The 23,268-nt window shown below is 43.2% G+C and carries 22 protein-coding genes, 2 tRNA genes and 3 rRNA genes; 1 reads left to right on the top strand and 26 read right to left on the bottom strand.

Going from position 1 to position 23,268, the window contains the following annotated elements:
- Positions 1–149: 149 nt before the first annotated feature.
- The 7 genes from MHB67_RS00290 to metG all read right to left on the bottom strand — a co-directional run bounded on the left by MHB67_RS00290 (position 150) and on the right by metG (position 7,509).
- A complete protein-coding gene (locus MHB67_RS00290; RefSeq protein ID WP_024425637.1) occupies positions 150–407 on the bottom strand; it encodes a Veg family protein in 258 nt (85 codons plus the stop codon).
- A gap of 213 nt (positions 408–620) precedes the next feature.
- Complete coding sequence (gene yabG / locus MHB67_RS00285; RefSeq protein ID WP_024427198.1) at positions 621–1,505, bottom strand: sporulation peptidase YabG; 885 nt, start codon at positions 1,503–1,505, stop codon at positions 621–623.
- Between the two features lie 114 nt (positions 1,506–1,619).
- Positions 1,620–2,498, bottom strand: coding sequence for a 16S rRNA (adenine(1518)-N(6)/adenine(1519)-N(6))-dimethyltransferase RsmA (rsmA, locus tag MHB67_RS00280; RefSeq protein ID WP_103132750.1), 879 nt, complete (start codon positions 2,496–2,498; stop codon positions 1,620–1,622).
- Positions 2,491–3,051, bottom strand: coding sequence for a ribonuclease M5 (rnmV, locus tag MHB67_RS00275; RefSeq protein WP_017359323.1), 561 nt, complete (start codon positions 3,049–3,051; stop codon positions 2,491–2,493). The genes rsmA and rnmV overlap by 8 nt, the downstream gene beginning before the upstream one ends.
- Positions 3,052–3,212: 161 nt before the next feature.
- On the bottom strand, positions 3,213–4,415 hold the full coding sequence (locus MHB67_RS00270) for a G5 and 3D domain-containing protein (RefSeq protein ID WP_034624439.1): 1,203 nt from the start codon (positions 4,413–4,415) through the stop codon (positions 3,213–3,215).
- A 244-nt stretch (positions 4,416–4,659) separates the two neighbouring features.
- The gene (locus tag MHB67_RS00265) at positions 4,660–5,427 is read right to left on the bottom strand and encodes a TatD family hydrolase (protein ID WP_024425634.1); all 768 of its coding nucleotides are present in this window, start codon (positions 5,425–5,427) and stop codon (positions 4,660–4,662) included.
- A gap of 81 nt (positions 5,428–5,508) precedes the next feature.
- On the bottom strand, positions 5,509–7,509 hold the full coding sequence (gene metG / locus MHB67_RS00260; protein WP_342492715.1) for a methionine--tRNA ligase: 2,001 nt from the start codon (positions 7,507–7,509) through the stop codon (positions 5,509–5,511).
- Between the two features lie 520 nt (positions 7,510–8,029).
- Here metG and MHB67_RS00255 point away from each other — a divergent pair.
- A complete protein-coding gene (locus MHB67_RS00255) occupies positions 8,030–8,320 on the top strand; it encodes an AbrB/MazE/SpoVT family DNA-binding domain-containing protein (protein WP_087975202.1) in 291 nt (96 codons plus the stop codon).
- 45 nt (positions 8,321–8,365) lie between these two features.
- Here the strand turns inward: MHB67_RS00255 and rsmI are convergent, their stop codons facing one another.
- The 19 genes from rsmI to MHB67_RS00160 all read right to left on the bottom strand — a co-directional run bounded on the left by rsmI (position 8,366) and on the right by MHB67_RS00160 (position 23,233).
- The gene (gene rsmI / locus MHB67_RS00250; protein ID WP_185854028.1) at positions 8,366–9,247 is read right to left on the bottom strand and encodes a 16S rRNA (cytidine(1402)-2'-O)-methyltransferase; all 882 of its coding nucleotides are present in this window, start codon (positions 9,245–9,247) and stop codon (positions 8,366–8,368) included.
- Positions 9,222–9,521: a GIY-YIG nuclease family protein gene (locus MHB67_RS00245; RefSeq protein ID WP_024425631.1), complete on the bottom strand. Its 300-nt coding sequence runs from the start codon at positions 9,519–9,521 to the stop codon at positions 9,222–9,224. Before MHB67_RS00245 ends, rsmI begins: the two co-directional genes overlap by 26 nt.
- Entirely contained in the window at positions 9,508–10,251 is a 744-nt protein-coding gene (locus tag MHB67_RS00240; RefSeq protein ID WP_024425630.1) for a tRNA1(Val) (adenine(37)-N6)-methyltransferase, read from the bottom strand. The genes MHB67_RS00245 and MHB67_RS00240 overlap by 14 nt, the downstream gene beginning before the upstream one ends.
- A 55-nt stretch (positions 10,252–10,306) precedes the next feature.
- Positions 10,307–10,660, bottom strand: coding sequence for a DNA replication initiation control protein YabA (gene yabA, locus MHB67_RS00235; protein ID WP_024425629.1), 354 nt, complete (start codon positions 10,658–10,660; stop codon positions 10,307–10,309).
- A 14-nt stretch (positions 10,661–10,674) separates the two neighbouring features.
- On the bottom strand, positions 10,675–11,502 hold the full coding sequence (locus tag MHB67_RS00230) for a stage 0 sporulation family protein (RefSeq protein WP_024425628.1): 828 nt from the start codon (positions 11,500–11,502) through the stop codon (positions 10,675–10,677).
- A gap of 2 nt (positions 11,503–11,504) precedes the next feature.
- Positions 11,505–12,494, bottom strand: coding sequence for a DNA polymerase III subunit delta' (holB, locus tag MHB67_RS00225; protein ID WP_342492714.1), 990 nt, complete (start codon positions 12,492–12,494; stop codon positions 11,505–11,507).
- 11 nt (positions 12,495–12,505) lie between these two features.
- Entirely contained in the window at positions 12,506–12,946 is a 441-nt protein-coding gene (locus tag MHB67_RS00220; RefSeq protein ID WP_024425626.1) for a YaaR family protein, read from the bottom strand.
- Between the two features lie 12 nt (positions 12,947–12,958).
- Positions 12,959–13,288, bottom strand: a complete 330-nt coding sequence (locus MHB67_RS00215; RefSeq protein WP_024425625.1) for a cyclic-di-AMP receptor — start codon at positions 13,286–13,288, stop codon at positions 12,959–12,961.
- A gap of 79 nt (positions 13,289–13,367) precedes the next feature.
- Positions 13,368–14,006, bottom strand: coding sequence for a dTMP kinase (tmk, locus tag MHB67_RS00210; protein ID WP_024425624.1), 639 nt, complete (start codon positions 14,004–14,006; stop codon positions 13,368–13,370).
- Positions 14,003–15,412, bottom strand: coding sequence for an aminotransferase class I/II-fold pyridoxal phosphate-dependent enzyme (locus MHB67_RS00205; protein WP_185854027.1), 1,410 nt, complete (start codon positions 15,410–15,412; stop codon positions 14,003–14,005). The genes tmk and MHB67_RS00205 overlap by 4 nt, the downstream gene beginning before the upstream one ends.
- Positions 15,413–15,489: 77 nt before the next feature.
- Positions 15,490–16,554: a toxic anion resistance protein gene (locus tag MHB67_RS00200; protein ID WP_342492713.1), complete on the bottom strand. Its 1,065-nt coding sequence runs from the start codon at positions 16,552–16,554 to the stop codon at positions 15,490–15,492.
- Positions 16,555–16,572: 18 nt separating this feature from the next.
- The gene (locus MHB67_RS00195) at positions 16,573–17,187 is read right to left on the bottom strand and encodes a 5-bromo-4-chloroindolyl phosphate hydrolysis family protein (RefSeq protein WP_024425621.1); all 615 of its coding nucleotides are present in this window, start codon (positions 17,185–17,187) and stop codon (positions 16,573–16,575) included.
- A gap of 128 nt (positions 17,188–17,315) precedes the next feature.
- Complete coding sequence (locus MHB67_RS00190) at positions 17,316–17,507, bottom strand: sigma factor G inhibitor Gin (RefSeq protein ID WP_024425620.1); 192 nt, start codon at positions 17,505–17,507, stop codon at positions 17,316–17,318.
- Between the two features lie 171 nt (positions 17,508–17,678).
- Positions 17,679–17,794 (bottom strand): 5S ribosomal RNA (gene rrf / locus MHB67_RS00185).
- Positions 17,795–17,855: 61 nt separating this feature from the next.
- Positions 17,856–20,786 (bottom strand): 23S ribosomal RNA (locus MHB67_RS00180).
- 98 nt (positions 20,787–20,884) lie between these two features.
- Positions 20,885–20,960: transfer RNA gene (locus MHB67_RS00175), tRNA-Ala, on the bottom strand.
- A gap of 14 nt (positions 20,961–20,974) precedes the next feature.
- Positions 20,975–21,051, bottom strand: a tRNA-Ile gene (locus MHB67_RS00170).
- Between the two features lie 95 nt (positions 21,052–21,146).
- Positions 21,147–22,695, bottom strand: a 16S ribosomal RNA gene (locus MHB67_RS00165).
- Together the 16S, 23S and 5S rRNA genes with 2 tRNA genes alongside form the textbook arrangement of a ribosomal RNA operon.
- A gap of 274 nt (positions 22,696–22,969) precedes the next feature.
- Positions 22,970–23,233, bottom strand: a complete 264-nt coding sequence (locus MHB67_RS00160) for a pro-sigmaK processing inhibitor BofA family protein (RefSeq protein WP_103132797.1) — start codon at positions 23,231–23,233, stop codon at positions 22,970–22,972.
- Positions 23,234–23,268 lie beyond the last annotated feature (35 nt).

Raw genomic sequence — 23,268 nt, 5'->3', positions numbered from 1 at the left:
TTAGTCGAGAATTCGAATCAGTGCCACTGCTTTTGTGGCTTTCTTATTTTGTATCGAATCTTTTCTTTTACCCCTTTCAAAAAATGGACAGACTCCCATTCAGAAAAAAAGGCAAAACAAAAAGCAGTAAACAAGAAGTTCACTGCCCATTAATAGGCGACTGAGCTAGCGGCATCATCGAACGTTAATTCGACCGTCTCAGTCAGTATATCTGCATAACTGTAAGAAACTCTTTCAAACGAATTCTCATCTTGATCTAATTGAATCACAAATACAGAAGGGTACGTTTCAGCTAAAATGCCCGAACGCTCAATTGTTTTACGGCGGCCTCCGTTAGCCTTTAACGTCAAACGTTTACCTAAGTTACCATCAAGCGATCTTTTGATGTCGGACAAAGTCTTCGCCATTGCATCCACCTCACTGAGATAATTATACAACAACGGCCCATTTTTGTCAAATAAAAATTAAATTATATCAACCAACACGAGCCATTGTCAACAAAATAATTTTGACAAACTTCTACCTTTTCTCCTCCCTATTTTTCTCAAATTCCGGTGAATTATGTATCCGTTTGAAATTTCTTTTTACACATAAAAAAAACCAGACTGAAATCAGTCGGGTTATGTCGATTCATGGTCTTTTTTATATGGCATACCTACCCTTAAAACACCCTTCGTCTCGATGCCTCCGAGTCCTTTTTCTCTTGTTAATGTATTACGAAGCACATCCCATACGTTGATTCGATCTACAAATGGAGTGAAGCTGATCTTCGCAACGATATAGACGGGATCGAGCGCATGGATGTTCACACGTGAAGGTGAGCTTGCAAAATTGGCACCTGCTTGGATCAATGATTCGAAATGAGATTGACAGGCGCCTGCAAAGATCACAAGTTGATCTAAATGAGGAATTTTCTTTCTTGCTTTTTGAACCGTCTCAACGAAATGACGAGAATGGCGATAGGCACCGATATCATTTACGCCGCCCTTTTGCTTGGAATACGCATCATGCCCTGTAATGACCAAAATATCAGGCCGATATTGATCAAGTAACGAATCGATCACGCTTGGCATTTTCTTCTCATGGCAATGTACTCCATATACAGGCACACCAATTCGTTCATATACATCTAAGCATTTCTTTAAGTATGAAGCATCTCCATCTAAATGAAGGACCTTTCCAGGCATGTGAAAATACTGCTCCTGATGCTGATATTGTCCAGAAGTATAATACTCTTGTTTTTCACGCAGCAGCTGATAATCCTGTCTTAGTAAGTCGAGCGATTCGTTAATTTTCCGTTCGTCGTCCTTCTCCCTTGTCAGCTGCTCCTCTTTTTGAATTAAGACGAGATCCGACATCTTAGCATCAGCAATCAGCCTTACTTCATTCCCATGCAATATGGCAGTGGCTTCGTGCTGATCTGTCTCATCAATTCGAATGATTCGAAACATAATATCCATTTGATAGGATGCCCTCGTCACCATATCTCCTATTTGAAATTGCATGCTGTTCACTCCACAATCAGGCTCATATCCTGTTGGTATCGTCTTTCATATGTGCTGTTCTTTCTAGCCTATGCCCGAACAGTTGAAGTGGTGAAAAACAAAAGAAAAAAGCCCTTACGAAAGGGCTTTTTGTAAAACATTCGACAAACGGGCAAATTCCTCAATGGATAATGATTCTCCGCGGCGCTTTCCATCAATATCTGCTGTTTGAAGTGCTTCTTCAATGATGGCTTTATGTTTTTTTCCATCAGGTAGATTATTCATCAAATTATTCAACAATGTTTTCCGGCGCTGGCCAAAGCTCGCTCGAATCAATTGAAAGAAAAACGCATCATTTTCTACTGAAACAGCAGGCGTTTCACGAACAGTCAGCTTAATCACAGCCGAATCAACATTTGGCTGAGGAACAAAAACCGTTTTAGGCACAACCATCACCGTTTTTGCTTCCGTATAAAATTGAACTGCGATAGACAGTGAATTATATTCCTTTGATGAAGGGGCAGCTGCCATACGATCTGCTACTTCTTTTTGCAGCATGACCACAATCCCTTTCAATGGAAGGTTTTCTTCAAGCAATTTCATAATAATCGGTGTTGTCACGTAATATGGAAGGTTGGCTACGACCATCACTTCTTTACAGTCAGCAAAATTTTCCTCGATGACCTTTCTCACATCCGCCTTTAATACGTCTTGATGAATGATCGTGACATTATCATATGGAGAAAGCGTATCGTTTAAAATAGGCAATAAACGCTGATCGATTTCAAAAGCGGTGACTTTCTTTGCACGTTTAGCGAGCTGCTCTGTCAATGCGCCGATACCAGGCCCAATTTCAATGACGCCGGTCTCATCTGTAACCTCCGCGTGATCGACAATGCGATCTAAAATATTTGTATCAATTAAGAAGTTCTGCCCTAAGCTCTTTTTAAAAGAGAAACCGTACTTCTTCAGTATTTCCTTCGTTCTGACGGGTGTCGCAATATCTTTATTCATCGGCTTCCTCCTGCATGACGGTCTTTAAGGCCGCAATAAAATCATGTTTGGTTATTTGGAACATGTGAAGGCGCTTTTGCAGCTGCTTCGCATTGGTATATCCTATATTTAAAAGCACTCCTAGTCGTTCGCGGCGGCGTTTCGACGCTTCGCCACCGATAAGGCCTGCGTCAAATAAGTCGTCTAATGTAATGTCACTTTCCGATTCTTCCATTTCTTCATGGACATGGGCAAGACATTCCCGAATACTGTCCAAGGAAGCATGCTCGACACCAATTCCTTTATCCCGCTTCGCCTTCGCAAGATGTTTTGGCAAAAAAGCGTGCTTACAGCCAGGAACTGCCTCTGCGATGGTTTTACGGATCTTCTCACCAGGAAAATCAGGATCTGTTAAAATAATGACCCCTCTCGTCTCCTGCGCAAGACGCACTTGTTGAATGACTGTATCGCCAATGGCGGATCCGTTTGTTTCGATCGTATCTGCATCAACCGCCATCTTCACTCTGGCAGTGTCATCACGACCCTCCACCACAATGATTTCTTTGATTTTCATGTATTCCTCCGCTTGCAAAAACAATCTACATTTTTTGGTTAAAAAAACGAAACCTTTCATGCTGCTTTTGCGTCTAATTAATTAGAAAACAGTGCTTCTATTATAACCAAAAAAACAGAGGGTGCGCAAAGCCCTCTGTTCATATAAATGATTTGATGTGTTTATTTGAGTACTCTAATCTTCACTCGTTTATTTCCCCATTGATAAGCTGCCGACTTACTTGGGACGAACACATCAATTTTATTCCCTTTTATAGCAGATCCAGTGTCTGATGCAACGGCATATCCATAGCCTTCCACATACACTTTTGAGCCCAGCGGAATGACACTCGGATCAACTGCTATAACCTTTGCACCCGGATTTGCTTTTAAATTAAAGCCTGTAGACGTTCTGCCCGTACATCCAGCACAGCTCGCTGTATAGGCTGTTGACGCCACATAAAATTCTTTTCCTGACGATTCATTGCTTCGTGAAACCGCAGGGGACGCTGTAGGCTCCTTTTTGGCCACTTGTGTACCAATAGCCACTAATCGGTCCTTACTATCTTTTTCGGTCACTTCTTTAATCAATTCTTTAGACACCACTTTGCCGTTTTCTTTCACAATGGCATAGTGCTTCTTCAATTTACCTTCTTCACCTTTTTTAAGTACCTTCTCTTTCCCTTTTTCAAGAGAATGATCCTTTTTATGTTTGGTATCAAAAGCAATTTTCTCTTCCACTACATCGGTGACTTTTTCCACCCGAGTGATCTTTATATCTGCGCTCTTTTTAGAAAGGTTACTATGTAACGCAGGCTTGATCTTATCGTGCTTCTTGAGCTTTAGCTCTTGTTGCTTTAAAAAGTCAGCGACCGTAGTCGAAGTGGTCCACACTTTTTTATCTTTTCCTCCATCATTTAAGCTGACCTGGAAGGCCTGCTGAACCACAAGATTCATATCCTTTGTTAACTTGTCATTCTTTCCTGGAGTTACTTGATCGTGCTTCCCAATATCTATCTTCTCATTCTTCAATAATGCTCCAACCGTCTGATCTGTTGTCCATATCGTTTTCTCTTTCCCATCTAGGGTCAGATGAACCGGTATAGCCGCATCATACACAATGTTCATGTTGTCTTGAATCTTTGTATTTAGACTTGGAGAGATATGATCCTCCGCCTTGGTCCTTATGCCAAGTTCTGAAAGCAGCTGAGCTACTGTCTCTTCATGTGTACGAATTGTCTTCTCTTTACCATTGATTGAAATGGTAATAGACTGCTTAGTGAGCTCATGCGCACCGTAAGCCGTTCCAGTTCCAGCTAAAAGCAAGCAAACAACTAGTAATAAAACCTTGCCTTTTCCTAGCTTCACAGAAAACAGATTTTTCATTTTTTGTACGATGAAAAACGCCTCCTTCTCCTCGGAGAGATTATATAGAGTATCTCAAAACCTGTCAACCCTTCCACCCACTGTACAAAAATGCTCGATTGTAAACCTATTATGGGAGATTTATGGAAGGAAGGGAAGAAAGACTTATCGACAACTTATCCTATGAGGAGGCGCAAACGTGTAGAACTTTTTCGTTATGTTTCACAATTGGACAAGCTTAAACAAGGATTGACATCATATACTGTCAGTTTATACGGAAAACTTTTTTTGCATTTTTTGTTGTCAATTCAGCAAGCTCTTCAAAGCTGATTTCTCTCAGCTCCGCAATCTGTTCTGCAATATATTTGACATAACTTGGCTCATTACGTTTCCCTCTAAATGGCACTGGCGTTAAGTATGGGCAGTCTGTTTCAATCAAAAGTTTGTCACTCGGTATCTCCTTTACAACTTCCTTTGGCTTTTTGGCATTTTTAAATGTCACGGGTCCACCGAATGAAATATAAAAGTTCATCTCCATACACGCTTTTGCAGTTTCCAGACTGCCAGTAAAGCAGTGCATAATACCTCCAACTTCAGCTGCTCCCTCTTCCTTTAAAATCGTCACGACATCTTCCGTTGCGTCACGATTATGAATAACGATTGGAAGCTTCACTTCCTTCGCAAGAGCAATTTGGCGTCTAAAGACTTCCTTTTGCACATCTTTTGGCGACTTGTCCCAATAGTAATCCAGACCCATTTCACCAATCGCAACCACTTTTTCGTGTTGAGATAAATCTTTGATCCAAGCCAAATCCTCATCTGTCATATCAATAGCATCGACTGGATGCCAGCCGATAGCTGCATATATGAAATCATACTCTTCAATCAATTCCATCGCTCTCGTAATTGTTGGGCGGTCAAACCCTACCACCACGATTTTCTCAACTTTTTCGCTTTTCGCTCTTTCGATCACCTGTTCTAAGTCTTCATTGTATTGTTCTGCATTCAAGTGGGCATGTGTATCAAATAACATGGTTGATTGCTCCTTTCGACAATTCTGCTAAAAAACAAAAGGTGTTCGACGAAATGTTACACGTGGAACACCTTTGTTGATTTATAAAATTTTCGTTCCATTTGCTAGAGTTTGATCTACTTCAAGAACCTGCAATTTCCCGCCTGTTTCTCCAGTTAAAATCATTCCCTGGGAAATTTCCCCTCTGAGTTTAACTGGGGTAAGATTCGCTACGCAAACGAGCTTTTTCCCTACTAATTCTTCTGGTTGATAGTGCTTGGCAATCCCAGAGACGATTTGTCTTTTTTCAAATCCAAAATCAAGCTGAAGCTTTAAAAGACGATCCGCTTTTTTCACTGGGGCTGCTTCCAATACCTGTGCAACTCGAAGATCAACTTTTGAGAAATCATCAAATGCAATTTCTGCTCCCAGCTCAGGTAATTCCGTTTCTTCGATTTCCACTTTCTCTTCTTCTACCTTAGGTGCACTTCCCTGCATTTTTTCTTTAATGTAGGCTACTTCTTCTTCAACCTCTAAACGCGGGAACAAAGGCTCTCCCTTTTGTACCGTTGCTTGTTGAATCGCACCAAATGATAGGATACTATCCCAGCTTTTGAGCTTATCTTCTTCAATTCCAAGCTGGAAGGAGATTTTCTCAGGTGTTTTCGTTAGGAACGGCGTTAAGAGTACTGCAGTGATTCGAAGTGATTCTGCTAAATGATACATAACAGAATGCAATTCTTTTCGTTTTGTTTCATCCTTTGCCAGCACCCACGGAGCTGTTTGATCAATATATTTATTGGTTCTGCTGATTAATGTCCAAACATTTGAAAGAGCCACAGAGAATTCAAGATTTTCCATCGCTTCTTCATAGGCTTTGACTGTTTGTTCAGCTACTGCTTTCAGCTCTTCATCGAACTCATTAACAGGGCCTTTATAGCTGCTTAATGTGCCGTCAAAATATTTTTGTACCATCGCAACTGTACGATTAAGCAAGTTACCTAAATCATTGGCAAGATCATAGTTTACACGTTCCACGAATCCTTCTGGTGTAAACACACCATCTGCACCAAATGGTACTTCGCGAAGCAGGTAATAACGAAGGGCATCGAGACCATAACGATCAATTAATGTGACTGGATCTACCACATTCCCTTTTGATTTAGACATTTTGCCATCTTTCATGAGTAGCCAGCCGTGTGCGAAAATTTGTTTCGGCAGAGGCAGATCTAATGCCATCAGCATAATCGGCCAATAAATCGTATGGAAGCGTACAATTTCTTTTCCTACGAGATGTACGTTGGCAGGCCAATATTTTTTATATTTTTCATCTTGATCTGTTCCATAGCCAATCGCAGTTAAATAGTTGAATAACGCATCAATCCATACATAAATGACGTGTTTTGGATTGTTAGGAACTTTAATTCCCCAATCAAAGGTTGTTCTTGATACTGCTAAATCCTCTAAACCTGGTTTAATGAAGTTATTAATCATTTCATTCTTTCTTGATTCAGGCTGAATAAACGATGGATTTTTTTCGTAATAATCGAGCAAACGGTCCGCATACTTACTCATACGGAAGAAATATGATTCCTCTTTAATTAATTCAACAGGGTGGCCGCTGTCAGGGCTTTTCCCGCCAATGACTTCCCCTTTCTCATTACGCTCAACATCAACAAGCTGTGTTTCCGTATAGAATGTCTCATCAGGAATACTGTACCAGCCCTCATATTGATCTAAATAAATATCGCCTTGATCAAGCAACTTTTGGAAGACTTGCTCAATGATTTTCGTATGTCTTTTTTCTGTTGTACGGATGAAGTCATCATTCGAAATGTCGAGTTTCTTCCATAATGATTTAATGTCTTCAACGACTGGATCTAAATACTCGATCGGTGTGATATTTTGTTCTTCAGCTTTTTGCTGAATTTTTTGTCCGTGCTCATCTGTACCTGTTAAATACATCACATCATAGCCTTGAAGACGTTTATAACGAGCCATAGCATCTCCTGCTACTGTCGTATAAGCATGTCCAATATGTAATTTTCCGCTCGGATAGTAAATAGGTGTTGTCAGATAAAACGTTTTTTTCTTTTCCGGCATGTCGGAACCTCCTGCGTGTGTGTAAATGTCAAAAACTCCCGCCCAATGGACGAGAGCGGTTATCATCATTACATGAAAATGTGTCAGATCAATTCATTCAATTTTGCACTTGTGCTTTCTCTATGATACCATCTTAGCCTTTAAGATCAAGCATATATACATAGAACAAGATGAAATGATCGAAAAAGATGAGTTTTTCGAAAAAAACGACAAACCCGTCGACATTTTGTCGAATATTGTCGTATGAAATCTATTTCCAGATTTACATTTGGCTAATTTAGGGCAAAAGTCTTGTTAATCTGATCTCGTCATTTCTTATATTTTCATAGAAAAAGCCTACAAAATCCTTATACAGCAGTAGTTTCAAGGTCTTTTGACTTTAAGAGTCATATTTTACAAACAATAGTAAACAAAATGATTGACGATTTATGGAAACCTTGTTATGCTAGGAATGTAAGGAATTTGTCGAATAATGACGAAGATAATATTATTTTAAGAATAAGAACTTTTTGGGAGGAGAATGAAGATGAAATCTACAGGTATTGTACGTAAAGTTGACGAATTAGGACGCGTGGTGATTCCAATCGAACTTCGCCGTACGCTAGGAATCGCTGAAAAAGACGCTTTGGAAATTTATGTTGATGATGAAAAAATTATCTTAAAAAAATATAAACCAAACATGACTTGCCAAGTAACAGGTGAAGTATCAGACGATAACCTTAAACTTGCTAATGGTAAATTAGTTCTTAGCCGCGAAGGTGCAGAGCAAATCATTAACGAAATCCAAAACCAACTTCAATCACAAAAATAAGGTTCATATAAAAAAGGTTCTTGCACCGTTTGCAAGAACCTTTCTTTATTGTTCAATATGATAAGCATCGTATATCGTGCGCTTTGGTACACCACGTTCGACAGCTGTACGTTTAATGGCTTCCTTCGACGTTAATCCTTCCTCTATGTAATGGATCACATGTTCTTTTTCAGATAAGGACGTCCACCAAGCTTCTTCATTCAGCTCTTCTTCAGCTTGATCATTTCCTTGTACTACAAGACAGAACTCACCTCGAATTTGATTCTCCGCAGCCCATGTCAGCACAGATTCTAAATCCCCACGAATAAACTCTTCGAATTTTTTCGTTAGTTCTCTCGTAATGGCGATGTTCCGATTTCCCCACACTTCCTTCATCAAAGTCAGCGTTTCTTTTAACCGATGAGGCGCTTCATAGAAAATGATCGTTTCTTGGCGTTTTTTCAAGGCTTCAAGCTGCTTTTTCTTTTCTTTTTTTTGACGGTCGAGAAAACCGTAAAAGAAAAATGGCTGAGGCGCGATTCCTGATGCAATGAGTGCCGTTAGTGCAGCATTTGCGCCAGGTAACGGAATGACATAGCCTCCGATGCTAGTAAAATCTCGAACCACTTCAGCCCCTGGATCTGAAATCGTCGGTAAACCGGCATCACTCACGAGTGCGATATTTTTCCCTTCTTTTAGCCATTCGATTAACTTGTGGCCGCTGCTGTCTTTGTTATGCTCATGATAACTCGTTAAGGGTGTATCAATCTCGTATACATGACAAAGCTTTTTCGTTTGCCTTGTATCTTCTGCGGCAATATAATCTACATCTTTTAACGTTTGTATCGCTCGGAACGTCATATCTTCTAGATTTCCAATCGGGGTTGGAACGAGATAAAGAATGCCCATATCAGATTGACCATCAAAGCTTTTCTGTGTCTTTTTCATGTGCCGCCTCCTTTTCCATTCGCATTTCTTCTATATAAATATCTTTCTTTTTCCGCGTCCACGTTTTGAAACGATATTCTTGCTGCATGGCTTCTCTTTTGGTTGCAAAACATTCATGATAAAAAAGCTCAACCGGCCGTCTCGCTCTTGTATACTTTGCTCCCTTTCCACTATTATGGGTTATCAGTCTTTTTTGTAAATCATTTGTATAACCCGCATACAGGCTGCCATCTGCACATTTTAATACATAGAAATAATGATTATGCTTCTCCATACAGTATCGTCCTGATTTCATCTGTATACTCCTGATCTTCCCCATAAACAAAAAGAGGCGGGAGAATTTTCAGATCTGGTTTTCCATCTTTTATGCCCTCTACCAAGATAGTATTGGCTTCTTTCCCTTGTTTGGGATAAACAAATTGAATTCGTTTCGGCTCAATTCGGTATTTTTTCATTAATTCAACAATCTCAAGCAGCCGTCCTGGTCGATGAACCATCGCCAGTTTCCCCCCTTGCTTTAGCAGCGTGGAAGAAACACGAATAACATCTTCTAATGTACAATGAATTTCATGCCGGGCAATCGCCAAATATTCATTTTCATTGATTTCATCCTTAGAGGGTGTCTTAAAATATGGCGGGTTACATGTAATCACATCAACTTTATGGTTGCCGTAGCGTTCCGGCATATCATTCAAATCACAATGAATCAATTCAATCTGGTGCGCAAGTTGATTATACTCCACACTTCTTTTTGCCATATCAAACAGTCGTTCTTGAATTTCAACCCCCGTAATCGAGGCCCTAGATCGAGTTGAAAGCAGCAATGGCACGATGCCATTTCCGGTACAAAGATCAATGATCTCTCCTTTTTGGATTGGCACATACGCAAATTTAGCTAATAACACTGCGTCCAATGAAAAGGCAAACACAGTTTTACTTTGAATAATCTTCATATCTTCGGCGAGCAGGTAATCTAACCGTTCATCTTCTCTTAACGAAACCATGATGTATCCTTTCTTTTCCTGTGAAAAAGGCTCCCGATTCAGCGGAAGCCTTTTCTCATTTTTTATTTAAAAATGACAGACAGAACAAACAGTCTCCCTCTTTACGAATGCTCCCATAATGTACATTACAAATATGGAAGCCCTCCTGATATAACCGGGCCAGGTTATCATGACCTTCTCCTATATCAGAATGACTTGGCTTCTGGGCAGAATCATTCTCTGCCTCAGACGATTTGTCTCGATCGGACTGATCCAGACGTTCACGCAAGTGCTGATTCTCCATCTGCAGCTGATGATTTTCTTCAATCACTTCACCGATATGATTTTTCAAATCACCTAACTGGCGATAAAGAGAACCGATTTGTTCTTCTAAATTAATCACCGTATCAAATAGTTCCTTTTTATCCAAGGTGGCACACCTCGTTACTCAGTTGTTTGTGCAGATACAACGCCTTCTTGTAATAATTCTTCCCATGTATATTCTATCACTTTTTCTTGCCCGGTTAATTCAACTTGCAAAATTCGTTCTAAAATATTGAGCCCTACTACCTTTGCAGAGCCATTAGACGTCTGAATCGTTTCGCCGATATCCGGTAATTGTTCTTTCGCTGTTTCATACTCATCATTCTCATATTTCAAGCAGCACATCAAACGTCCGCATAGGCCTGAAATTTTTGTCGGATTTAACGACAGGTTTTGATCCTTTGCCATCTTAATAGACACTGGTTCAAAGTCTCCTAAGAATGTCGAACAGCAAAGCATTCGCCCGCAAGGACCAATGCCGCCAAGCATTTTTGCCTCGTCTCTTACGCCAATCTGGCGAAGTTCAATTCTCGTTTTGAAGATTGATGCAAGATCCTTCACTAGCTCACGGAAATCAACTCTGCCATCTGCTGTGAAGTAGAAGATGACCTTGTTTCGGTCAAATGTAAATTCAACATCAACCAATTTCATTTCCAGCCCATGTTCACTTACTTTCTGAAGACATGTATCAAAGGCTGTCATCGCTGCTTCTTTGTTTTCCTCAACGATGAGCCGGTCACGTTCGTCTGCTACACGAATGACTTTACGCAGAGGGAGAACCACATCGTGTTCATCTACTTTTTTGTTGGCGATGACCACTTGTCCGTACTCAACCCCTCTAACCGTTTCTACAATGACACAACTATCATTTTCTATATGAAATCCATTAGGATCGAAATAATAGATTTTGCCCGCTTTTTTAAAGCGAACACCAATTACGTTGTACAAGCTTATCCCTCCTGCAACATCAACACCAATTGCTCCATCAGCCCTTGGGCATTCACGTTGGATTGAAGTCTCTTTTTCGCTTCTAATACAGCAAGGATCTGGCTGGTCACCATCTGCTGTGTGGAATGCAGCGCATGCTGCTTCATTGTCTGGAATAAGTCTTGATAAATGACTTTATCTTCATTTCCTATTTGAATCGACAATACATCACGATATATAAATAAAAGCATATCCAGACCTGTTTCTTGAAGGTCTTTCTCTTTGAAAAAAGGCATCCATTGATCCTGTATATAAAAAAATGCATGTTCTTTTCGCTGGTGTAAGACTTCATACAATTTTATCACTTTCGCTCTAGACTCTGCAAACTGATCATTTCGACTTAATTCGAGTGCTTCTGCTAAATTATTGGTTAAATTCGACAAAAGCCTTGCGAGATGCTGAGGTACGCCTTCTTGTAAAAGCTGCTGCTCCAAGGATTGTGGCTGCAGCGGCTGAAAGCTGAGCATCTGACATCTTGAAATAATCGTATCCAGCATTTTATGCGATTGCTCAGTGATTAAAACCGCCATCGTTTCCCGATTAGGCTCCTCTAGGAACTTCAATAAACTGTTCGCGGCATTGACCGTCATTTTGTCCGCATGAAGAATAATATACATTTTCCGGTGAGATTCTACACCTGCTTTTGTAAATTCCTCTTGCAATGCCTGCACTTGCGCCTTCTTAATTGATTGGCCATCGGGCTGCACAAGATGTAAATCGGGATGGTTTCCTGATGCAATCCTTTTGCAGTTTTGACAGGATTCACATGGTTTTACTCCTGATTCCAAACAAAAAAAGCTCTTAGCCAAAAGCATCGCTGCATCCAGTTTTCCGGTTCCTTTTTTTCCTTCAAATAAGTAGGCGTGCGCAAGTCGGTCTTTATCAATACTATTAAAAATCAGCCGCATGACGCGCGGCTGCAAATCATTCATGTCATCCCAGCTAATTGCCATGTTATCACTCTCTATGTGTAAAGGTTAATCAATAAACCTTTTATTTCTCCAATACGTTCAAGCAAATCAATAGATGGTTTCTCTTGATCCATCATTTCCTCGGTTAATTCAATCAGCTTTTCATCTAAGGCTTTGACCAAAGCAAGTGTACGTGTGTTGCCATAAATGTCAAAGCTCCTTGATGTTTCTATATTTAAACCATTATCGACTGTCTCTTTCACAAAGCGCTTCACCAGTCCTTTAAACCTAGCCAAATCCTTTAGGTTTCGTGACTTTGCGAGCTTTTTTCCGAACACTTCGATATCACTCAGCATGACCGTCAGCTGTTCTAAGCGCAGTTTGCCGCTTTGCGTCTCCATCGAAGCTTTAAAGGAGGCAGATGTCTGGCTTCCTTTCATCGCTTGAAGTTCACGCTTTTCTAAACGCAGCCGCATATCTTGATTAATTTTCACAGCAACCCATCCTTAAAATTGATGAAATTGTTCAACTGGCAGAATAAAAACAGTAGCTCCGCCAACTTCAACCTCAACAGGGTATGGTACGTATGAATCTGCATTTCCGCCCATTGGGGAGACAGGCGCGATCATTTGATCACGTTTACGGCAATTTTCTTTTATAAGCTGTAATGCTTTATCCACCCGGACATCATCACAACCAATAATAAAAGTCGTATTCCCAGACTTTAAAAACCCACCAGTTGAAGCTAATTTTGTCACGCCGAAATGATGTTCAGTCAATATTTTCAACAACTTGCTGCTATCTTGGTCCTGTACAACGGCAACAATTAATTTCATTTGATTGGCCTCCTTTATTTTAGGCACAGATGACATGCCGATGTCTTCCTCTATATTATAACAACGATTGGGAATTAGGTCATATTTGATTTTGCTTTAATGTGTCCTGAATCAATTGAAGGACTTCTTCATAGACATCCTGCATCGGCTGAGACGCATCCACTACACGGAATCGTTCTGGCGATTGTGCAATAAGCAGTTCATAGCCTTCTCTGACAAGCTGATGGAAATTCAGCGTCTCCATGTCTAATCGATTCTTTTCTCTTCCCTGGTTGGCATTAATTCGCTTTAGCCCTTCCTCAGGTGTAATTGAAAAATAAATGGTCATTTGCGGCATCGTGCCATTGATAGCAAAGTCGTTAATTGACTTTACTTCTTCAATCCCAAGCCCTCTCGCATAGCCTTGATAAGCAAGGGAGCTATCGACAAAACGATCACATAAAACTGTCTGCCCGCGCTGTAATGCCGGTTCTACCTTCTCAGCCAAATGCTGCCTTCTTGCGGCTGCATACAGCAAAGCTTCTGTTTTCGCATCCATTTTTGTGTTTTTTTCATTTAAAATGACTTCACGAATCTGCTCTGCTATGTCAATGCCGCCAGGCTCACGTGTCGCCATCACTGCATATCCTTGGCGTTCCATTTCTTCATACACTTTTCGAATCACTGTCGTTTTTCCGGCACCCTCTGGCCCTTCAAACGTAATAAACATACCGCTCATAGTGTCTCCTCTTCTATATAAACATATAATTTTCTCTGATGAATCACCTGACTGGCTTGAACATGAACCTGATGTCCAAGCAAACGGCTTAAAGCCGCAATCTGATCGATTTCAATACGCTCTCCCTTAACGATTAAAGGAATACCCGGTGGATATGGAATCACCGATTCTGCACTAACCCGTCCTGCTGCATATTCAAATGGGACGGCTTCTATATCCTGTCTATGCTCCTCGTTGTCATCAGCCAGCGCCTCTCTTTGAAAATGATCTTTTCCTTTGAGCAATGAATTGCTTTGATTAAGGGCCTGCTCTATTCGTTTAAAAGGTATATCCTTCTTCTGTTCTAAACCAAAGACAAGTAAAACCTGATGTTCGTCGGCAAGCTCTGGGTGAACCTCCACTGATTCAAGTACTCGTTTTAGTTCATAGCCAGTCAGCCCTTTTGTTGATCGAATCACACATTTTAATGGATCGTTAGAAAGCAATTCAGACTCTACCACTTCAAGCTGAGGTATACGATTGAACTCATTTTTCAGCTCTGCCAGCCCTTTCATGATTCCATCCAAGATCCCTTTTTTCTTGATCTCCTCGACATAGGCCCTTGCCACATCTAATGAGGCCATAATTGGATAGGATGGAGAACTGCTTTGAAGCATCGTGAGGAATGTTTTCAAACGTTTTGCATCCATTCGCTCCCCCTGAAGATGAAGGTAGGAACCCATCGTCATAGCCGGAAGGGTTTTATGTGCTGATTGTACCACCACGTCAGCTCCATAGGAAAGAGCAGATGGAGGAAAAGCGCCGCCTAATACAAAATGTGTACCATGTGCCTCATCAACCAAAACGATCATGCCTGCTTCGTGGCACATGTGTATCAGTTTTGATAAATCAGCTGCATGACCATAGTAGTTCGGATAAGTCAAAACGATCGCCCGGCAATTAGGATGTTTGGCAATGGCTTTTTTGACTGTTTCATCCGTCACATGTGTTGGAACATGCAGGTGTTGATCTATCTCAGCTTCTACCATAATAGGCGTTGCTCCTGCAAGCTCAATCGCATGGTAAACAGACTTATGACAATTTCGCTGGACGAAAATCTCATCTCCCGCACGACAGGCTGCCATCACCATCGCTAAATTTCCGACAGTTGTCCCATTCACAAGAAAAAAGCTTTGATCTGATCCATATAGCTTTGCCAATAAATGTTCAGCCTCTTGAATCACACCAGTTGGATGATGGAGATCATCTAATCCTTCAAGTTCTGTTACATCCAGCTGAAGAATTGAGTCATAATAAGTCCGTGCCTCATCAAAAAAGACATCTCCATTGTGATGTCCTGGAACGTGGAAAGAATAAGGCTTCTTTTCCGCATGTTGTGCTAATGCTGTATATAAAGGTATTTTCAAACAAATCGACCCTTTTCACTTTAACGATATCTTATGTCTATTATAACGTTCATACAAGGGAACCGAAAGATGGATTCTCATTCCTTTATTGGCTGGTGATTCGCCAGCTGCTGTTCTGCCTCATACATGCTGTTTTTCAATTGGGCTCGCTCTTGGCTTCCATGCTCTTTCACCTGTAACGTTTCCTGTAAGGTTTCAGCTAATTGGCGTTGAACCTTTTTCAACGTATCTATAGGTGCAAAAGCTGCCTCTTCAAGAAGCTCCCCCTGCTGCTTTGATACCTTTTCATATGTTTTTTGGATTCGATTCTCAAGAGCTGAATTGGCACGCTGTTGAATATGCGTTAATGCAATCGACATTTGGTTGATCCATAGAGGAATAGATGCAGAAACTGTTGATTGAATGTGATTGGCCAATGTATGATTCGTATGCTGGATCATTCGAATTTGGGCATTACATTGCAACGCAATTTGCCGGCTTAGCAGCAAATCATATTTCCGTTCTTTCAACCTCTCCATATATTCTTCTGCATTGACTTCCTGACTCATCAATTGCTCCTCTATAGTCCGATTACCAATCTGCTCCGGTTCTGATATGATCTGCTTCTCTAAAGTGGTCATTTTCGCTTCAACTGCTGCAACCTGCAGCGTCATTTCTTGGAAAAAAGTTTGATTTTCTTCAAATAAACGCTCTAATAACATATGATCCGAAATTAATCCGCCTTTTGCGTAACGAAGCCTTGCTGATAATCTCTCGATCTGTGATTTTGCATGTTGAAAACGCGATATGATTTCCTGAGTAGAACGCTTCTCCCGCCGAAATAACTTCGAAAAAAAGCCCTGCTTCTTTGGCAGTAAGTCCTCCGGTTCTACTACATGCAGCTGGTGCAAAAAGGCCTCAAGCACGTCTCCTATTTGATCGATATCTTTTTTCTCAACATATTTCATCATTTGTTGTGATTGTTCCAATAATCGTTCCTGAACACGTGTACCATAGAAAAGCAGCTTTTGCGGATTGTCAGGGATCTGCTCAGCACGCTGTATGGCTTCTTGTTTCTCCTCATCAGATAAGGTATCAAACACCTGAAACTGAAGATCTGTAGTGGAAGCAGATGCTGTTGGGATGTGATCTTCTGGTTTCATTACGTTTGACTCCTTTCATTATTTCTTTATCATTTTATCTGCCACTTCAAGCTCAATATGAAGGGCTTCTATGTCTCTTCCTAATACTTGCTGCAAATCATTCGTCAATTGCTTTTGCAGTTCTGTCAGCGTCACTCGAGTTTGGCTTAGTGTCATTTCCAGCTCATGACTGCGATCAGGCTGATTATACAATAGTGCATATTTTTCAGTTAGTTCAACGACAGAATCCAAGCTTTCAAAATAAAAACGCTGTGCATCATAAAACCGGGTCGGCTCTTTTTTTGTAATCGTATAGATTCGTCGTGCAAGTCGGAGAATTTCATAATTATGTTTGATCGTCTGTACGTTCTTCACAGCAAATAAAGCCTTCTTTAAACGTACGAGCTTTTGTCCTGCTTCTTTTAAATGCTGTTTGATATATACATAATCACTACGAGACAGTCCGTGTTTCTTTAAAAACAACTGGAAAGCAACCCATCTGCTCCCTGCAAACATCACGCCCCACCCCATCATCGCATACAGTATCGATAATCCAACATGATGATGGAAAACCCCAATACTGACGGTTAAAATCACAAGCGAAAAAAAAGTAGAGAGGATGGCCCATATAAATGTATAAAAGATTGATTTCATGTTCATCGACTCCTATGAATAATCAGGCTCTCTGTTTATCTTATTATTAATTACGGATGATGTCCAAACTAAGTTCCAAAAAACAGGCCCAATCCTCCATAGCTCATAAAAAAAGACCATCTAATGGTCTATGAATACAAAGGCGGCGTATGAAGATTTTTTAGCTTTCTAACATAATCGGCATAGCTAGGATCCGAGGTCGATGTAGAAATTAACTTTCTCTCACATTCTCGGCACAAAAACTGATGATATAAATAAATTCCCTTTGTTTTTTTCTCTTCACAAATCAAACAAATCGCTTCTCGCTCTTTTTTGCTCATTGTGACACCTCCACTTATAGCTTCAGTATGCCCTAGCGCTTTCAATTGTATACAAAATTAAGAATGTTTTAGATGGTAGTTTAGTATATGTATCCATGTCAGATCGAGTGTTTGTTCCTTTTCTTAAAAAACAAAAAAGACCAGTTCCGACTGGAACTGATCCTTATAGAAGCTTGGCGGCGTCCTACTCTCACAGGGGGAAACCCCCAACTACCATCGGCGCTGAAGAGCTTAACTTCCGTGTTCGGTATGGGAACGGGTGTGACCTCTTCGCTATCGCCACCAAACCTGATGGAGAGAATGTTCTCTCAAAACTAGATAACAATGTTCATGCTTCACAATAGAATATAGGTTAAGTCCTCGATCTATTAGTATCTGTCAGCTCCACGTGTCACCACGCTTCCACCTCAGACCTATCAACCTGATCATCTTTCAGGGATCTTACTTCCTTGCGGAATGGGAAATCTCATCTTGAGGGGGGCTTCATGCTTAGATGCTTTCAGCACTTATCCCGTCCGCACATAGCTACCCAGCGATGCCCTTGGCAGAACAACTGGTACACCAGCGGTGCGTCCATCCCGGTCCTCTCGTACTAAGGACAGCTCCTCTCAAATTTCCTGCGCCCGCGACGGATAGGGACCGAACTGTCTCACGACGTTCTGAACCCAGCTCGCGTACCGCTTTAATGGGCGAACAGCCCAACCCTTGGGACCGACTACAGCCCCAGGATGCGATGAGCCGACATCGAGGTGCCAAACCTCCCCGTCGATGTGGACTCTTGGGGGAGATAAGCCTGTTATCCCCGGGGTAGCTTTTATCCGTTGAGCGATGGCCCTTCCATGCGGAACCACCGGATCACTAAGCCCGACTTTCGTCCCTGCTCGACTTGTAGGTCTCGCAGTCAAGCTCCCTTGTGCCTTTACACTCTGCGAATGATTTCCAACCATTCTGAGGGAACCTTTGGGCGCCTCCGTTACATTTTAGGAGGCGACCGCCCCAGTCAAACTGCCCACCTGACACTGTCTCCCTGCCCGATAAGGGCAGCGGGTTAGAAGGTCAATACAGCCAGGGTAGTATCCCACCGATGCCTCCACCGAAGCTAGCGCTCCGGTTTCCAAGGCTCCTACCTATCCTGTACAAGCTGTACCAACATTCAATATCAGGCTGCAGTAAAGCTCCACGGGGTCTTTCCGTCCTGTCGCGGGTAACCTGCATCTTCACAGGTACTATAATTTCACCGAGTCTCTCGTTGAGACAGTGCCCAGATCGTTGCGCCTTTCGTGCGGGTCGGAACTTACCCGACAAGGAATTTCGCTACCTTAGGACCGTTATAGTTACGGCCGCCGTTTACTGGGGCTTCAATTCGCACCTTCGCTTACGCTAAGCGCTCCTCTTAACCTTCCAGCACCGGGCAGGCGTCAGCCCCTATACTTCGCCTTACGGCTTCGCAGAGACCTGTGTTTTTGCTAAACAGTCGCCTGGGCCTATTCACTGCGGCTTCTCGGGGCTTTAACACCCTAAGAAGCACCCCTTCTCCCGAAGTTACGGGGTCATTTTGCCGAGTTCCTTAACGAGAGTTCTCTCGATCACCTTAGGATTCTCTCCTCGCCTACCTGTGTCGGTTTGCGGTACGGGCACCTCTCACCTCGCTAGAGGCTTTTCTTGGCAGTGTGGAATCAGGAACTTCGCTACTAAATTTCGCTCGCCATCACAGCTCAGCCTTCACGGGAAACGGATTTGCCTATTTCCCAGCCTAACTGCTTGGACGCGGATATCCAATACCGCGCTTACCCTATCCTCCTGCGTCCCCCCATTGCTCAAATGGTGAGGAGGTGGTACAGGAATATCAACCTGTTGTCCATCGCCTACGCCTTTCGGCCTCGGCTTAGGTCCCGACTAACCCTGAGCGGACGAGCCTTCCTCAGGAAACCTTAGGCATTCGGTGGACGGGATTCTCACCCGTCTTTCGCTACTCATACCGGCATTCTCACTTCTAAGCGCTCCACCAGTCCTTCCGGTCTGGCTTCACAGCCCTTAGAACGCTCTCCTACCACTGTTCGTAAGAACAGTCCGCAGCTTCGGTGATACGTTTAGCCCCGGTACATTTTCGGCGCAGAGTCACTCGACCAGTGAGCTATTACGCACTCTTTAAATGGTGGCTGCTTCTAAGCCAACATCCTGGTTGTCTAAGCAACTCCACATCCTTTTCCACTTAACGTATACTTTGGGACCTTAGCTGGCGGTCTGGGCTGTTTCCCTTTCGACTACGGATCTTATCACTCGCAGTCTGACTCCCAAGGATAAGTCATCGGCATTCGGAGTTTGACTGAATTCGGTAACCCGGTAGGGGCCCCTAGTCCAATCAGTGCTCTACCTCCGAGACTCTTACCTTGAGGCTAGCCCTAAAGCTATTTCGGAGAGAACCAGCTATCTCCAGGTTCGATTGGCATTTCACCCCTACCCACACCTCATCCCCGCACTTTTCAACGTGCGTGGGTTCGGGCCTCCATTCAGTGTTACCTGAACTTCACCCTGGACATGGGTAGATCACCTGGTTTCGGGTCTACGACCACGTACTCATGCGCCCTATTCAGACTCGCTTTCGCTGCGGCTCCGCATCTTCTGCTTAACCTTGCACGGGATCGTAACTCGCCGGTTCATTCTACAAAAGGCACGCCATCACCCGTTAACGGGCTCTGACTACTTGTAGGCACACGGTTTCAGGATCTATTTCACTCCCCTTCCGGGGTGCTTTTCACCTTTCCCTCACGGTACTGGTTCACTATCGGTCACTAGGGAGTATTTAGCCTTGGGAGATGGTCCTCCCGGATTCCGACGGAATTTCACGTGTTCCGCCGTACTCAGGATCCACTCTGGAGAGAATGACATTTCAGTTACAGGGCTGTTACCTTCTTTGGCGGGCCTTTCCAGACCTCTTCGCTTATATCATTCCTTTGTAACTCCGTATAGAGTGTCCTACAACCCCAAGAGGCAAGCCTCTTGGTTTGGGCTGTTCCCGTTTCGCTCGCCGCTACTCAGGGAATCGCATTTGCTTTCTCTTCCTCCGGGTACTTAGATGTTTCAGTTCCCCGGGTATGCCTTCTCATACTCTATGTATTCAAGTATGGATACTACTCCATTACGAGCAGTGGGTTTCCCCATTCGGAAATCTCCGGATCAAAGCTTGCTTACAGCTCCCCGAAGCATATCGGTGTTCGTCCCGTCCTTCATCGGCTCCTAGTGCCAAGGCATCCACCGTGCGCCCTTTCTAACTTAACCATTTCTTACTTTAGAAAGAATCACTATGTGTGATGAACTTTGCATTGCATTCAATGTGAATGTATTACTTATTGTTATCTAGTTTTCAAAGAACACGTTGGTGGAGCCTAGCGGGATCGAACCGCTGACCTCCTGCGTGCAAGGCAGGCGCTCTCCCAGCTGAGCTAAGGCCCCAATTTAATAGAAGATGGTGGGCCTGAGTGGACTCGAACCACCGACCTCACGCTTATCAGGCGTGCGCTCTAACCAGCTGAGCTACAGGCCCATCTTTCATATCGAAGATATGATGTTGTAGGATCTTTTGCAAGTTCCTTCAAAACTAAACAAGACGAAAACGTACGCTGCTCCATATATCCTTAGAAAGGAGGTGATCCAGCCGCACCTTCCGATACGGCTACCTTGTTACGACTTCACCCCAATCATCTGCCCCACCTTCGGCGGCTGGCTCCATAAAGGTTACCTCACCGACTTCGGGTGTTGCAAACTCTCGTGGTGTGACGGGCGGTGTGTACAAGGCCCGGGAACGTATTCACCGCGGCATGCTGATCCGCGATTACTAGCGATTCCAGCTTCACGCAGTCGAGTTGCAGACTGCGATCCGAACTGAGAACAGATTTATGGGATTGGCTAAACCTTGCGGTCTTGCAGCCCTTTGTTCTGTCCATTGTAGCACGTGTGTAGCCCAGGTCATAAGGGGCATGATGATTTGACGTCATCCCCACCTTCCTCCGGTTTGTCACCGGCAGTCACCTTAGAGTGCCCAACTGAATGCTGGCAACTAAGATCAAGGGTTGCGCTCGTTGCGGGACTTAACCCAACATCTCACGACACGAGCTGACGACAACCATGCACCACCTGTCACTCTGTCCCCGAAGGGAAAGCCCTATCTCTAGGGTTGTCAGAGGATGTCAAGACCTGGTAAGGTTCTTCGCGTTGCTTCGAATTAAACCACATGCTCCACCGCTTGTGCGGGCCCCCGTCAATTCCTTTGAGTTTCAGTCTTGCGACCGTACTCCCCAGGCGGAGTGCTTAATGCGTTAGCTGCAGCACTAAGGGGCGGAAACCCCCTAACACTTAGCACTCATCGTTTACGGCGTGGACTACCAGGGTATCTAATCCTGTTCGCTCCCCACGCTTTCGCTCCTCAGCGTCAGTTACAGACCAGAGAGTCGCCTTCGCCACTGGTGTTCCTCCACATCTCTACGCATTTCACCGCTACACGTGGAATTCCACTCTCCTCTTCTGCACTCAAGTTTCCCAGTTTCCAATGACCCTCCCCGGTTGAGCCGGGGGCTTTCACATCAGACTTAAGAAACCGCCTGCGAGCCCTTTACGCCCAATAATTCCGGACAACGCTTGCCACCTACGTATTACCGCGGCTGCTGGCACGTAGTTAGCCGTGGCTTTCTGGTTAGGTACCGTCAAGGTGCGAGCAGTTACTCTCGCACTTGTTCTTCCCTAACAACAGAGCTTTACGATCCGAAAACCTTCATCACTCACGCGGCGTTGCTCCGTCAGACTTTCGTCCATTGCGGAAGATTCCCTACTGCTGCCTCCCGTAGGAGTCTGGGCCGTGTCTCAGTCCCAGTGTGGCCGATCACCCTCTCAGGTCGGCTACGCATCGTCGCCTTGGTGAGCCATTACCCCACCAACTAGCTAATGCGCCGCGGGTCCATCTGTAAGTGACAGCCGAAACCGTCTTTCATCCTTGAACCATGCGGTTCAAGGAACTATCCGGTATTAGCTCCGGTTTCCCGGAGTTATCCCAGTCTTACAGGCAGGTTACCCACGTGTTACTCACCCGTCCGCCGCTAACATCCGGGAGCAAGCTCCCTTCTGTCCGCTCGACTTGCATGTATTAGGCACGCCGCCAGCGTTCGTCCTGAGCCAGGATCAAACTCTCCGAAAAAGTACAAAACCGAAGTTTTGCTTTTCGCCAGTTTGACTGACTACCTATGAAGTATCATAGGATTTTTTTATAAAAACTCGAATTAACAGGTACGTTTTGTCTTGTTTAGTTTTCAAAGAACTTGTTTACCGCTTCAGAAGCGACTAGAACATCTTATCACATCCAAGTTGTTAGTGTCAACAACTTTTTTGTTATTATGTTTTTTCGTTTCTTCGTCATCAGCGACGTATATTAATTTACCACCCTATCGAATCAAAGTCAATAATATTTTTCATTAAATAATAAACTTTTCAATAACGATTAAAGCTGCTACGCCCGGAATACCCAATAAACCACTAATTCCACTCGTTACAGGGTTAATAGAGATATGTAATCCTAGACTCTCGCCAAATAGGTTGAGGCAAAATAAAAAAAGAGCGCCTGCTATAAACTTCACTCCGATAAGCCCTAACCATTTGAATGGATTCGCCTGCACACCTGACATAAACAACAATAGCACAGCTAGCAAAATTGACCCGATCACAATAACAGGTTCCATAATCCTCTCATCTCCTCTTCATATGAATAGTACAA

Origin of the sequence: Bacillus sp. FSL H8-0516, assembly GCF_038635285.1 — a bacterium.
Classification (GTDB): Bacteria; Bacillota; Bacilli; order Bacillales; family Bacillaceae; genus Bacillus; species Bacillus safensis.
The sequence above is the reverse complement of the archived record's forward strand: the minus strand, read 5'-3'. Positions and strand labels throughout refer to the sequence as shown.

Excerpts from the sequence above, each read along its gene's own strand:
- MHB67_RS00290 (WP_024425637.1), bottom strand. The coding sequence starts at position 407 with ATGGCGAAGACTTTGTCCGACATCAAAAGATCGCTTGATGGTAACTTA.
- yabG (WP_024427198.1), bottom strand. The coding sequence starts at position 1,505 with ATGCAATTTCAAATAGGAGATATGGTGACGAGGGCATCCTATCAAATG.
- rsmA (WP_103132750.1), bottom strand. The coding sequence starts at position 2,498 with ATGAATAAAGATATTGCGACACCCGTCAGAACGAAGGAAATACTGAAG.
- rnmV (WP_017359323.1), bottom strand. The coding sequence starts at position 3,051 with ATGAAAATCAAAGAAATCATTGTGGTGGAGGGTCGTGATGACACTGCC.
- MHB67_RS00270 (WP_034624439.1), bottom strand. The coding sequence starts at position 4,415 with ATGAAAAATCTGTTTTCTGTGAAGCTAGGAAAAGGCAAGGTTTTATTA.
- MHB67_RS00265 (WP_024425634.1), bottom strand. The coding sequence starts at position 5,427 with ATGTTATTTGATACACATGCCCACTTGAATGCAGAACAATACAATGAA.
- metG (WP_342492715.1), bottom strand. The coding sequence starts at position 7,509 with ATGCCGGAAAAGAAAAAAACGTTTTATCTGACAACACCTATTTACTAT.
- MHB67_RS00255 (WP_087975202.1), top strand. The coding sequence starts at position 8,030 with ATGAAGATGAAATCTACAGGTATTGTACGTAAAGTTGACGAATTAGGA.
- rsmI (WP_185854028.1), bottom strand. The coding sequence starts at position 9,247 with ATGAAAAAGACACAGAAAAGCTTTGATGGTCAATCTGATATGGGCATT.
- MHB67_RS00245 (WP_024425631.1), bottom strand. The coding sequence starts at position 9,521 with ATGGAGAAGCATAATCATTATTTCTATGTATTAAAATGTGCAGATGGC.
- MHB67_RS00240 (WP_024425630.1), bottom strand. The coding sequence starts at position 10,251 with ATGGTTTCGTTAAGAGAAGATGAACGGTTAGATTACCTGCTCGCCGAA.
- holB (WP_342492714.1), bottom strand. The coding sequence starts at position 12,494 with ATGGCAATTAGCTGGGATGACATGAATGATTTGCAGCCGCGCGTCATG.
- MHB67_RS00215 (WP_024425625.1), bottom strand. The coding sequence starts at position 13,288 with ATGAAATTAATTGTTGCCGTTGTACAGGACCAAGATAGCAGCAAGTTG.
- tmk (WP_024425624.1), bottom strand. The coding sequence starts at position 14,006 with ATGAGCGGTATGTTTATTACGTTTGAAGGGCCAGAGGGTGCCGGAAAA.
- MHB67_RS00200 (WP_342492713.1), bottom strand. The coding sequence starts at position 16,554 with ATGAAACCAGAAGATCACATCCCAACAGCATCTGCTTCCACTACAGAT.
- MHB67_RS00195 (WP_024425621.1), bottom strand. The coding sequence starts at position 17,187 with ATGAAATCAATCTTTTATACATTTATATGGGCCATCCTCTCTACTTTT.
- MHB67_RS00190 (WP_024425620.1), bottom strand. The coding sequence starts at position 17,507 with ATGAGCAAAAAAGAGCGAGAAGCGATTTGTTTGATTTGTGAAGAGAAA.
- MHB67_RS00160 (WP_103132797.1), bottom strand. The coding sequence starts at position 23,233 with ATGGAACCTGTTATTGTGATCGGGTCAATTTTGCTAGCTGTGCTATTG.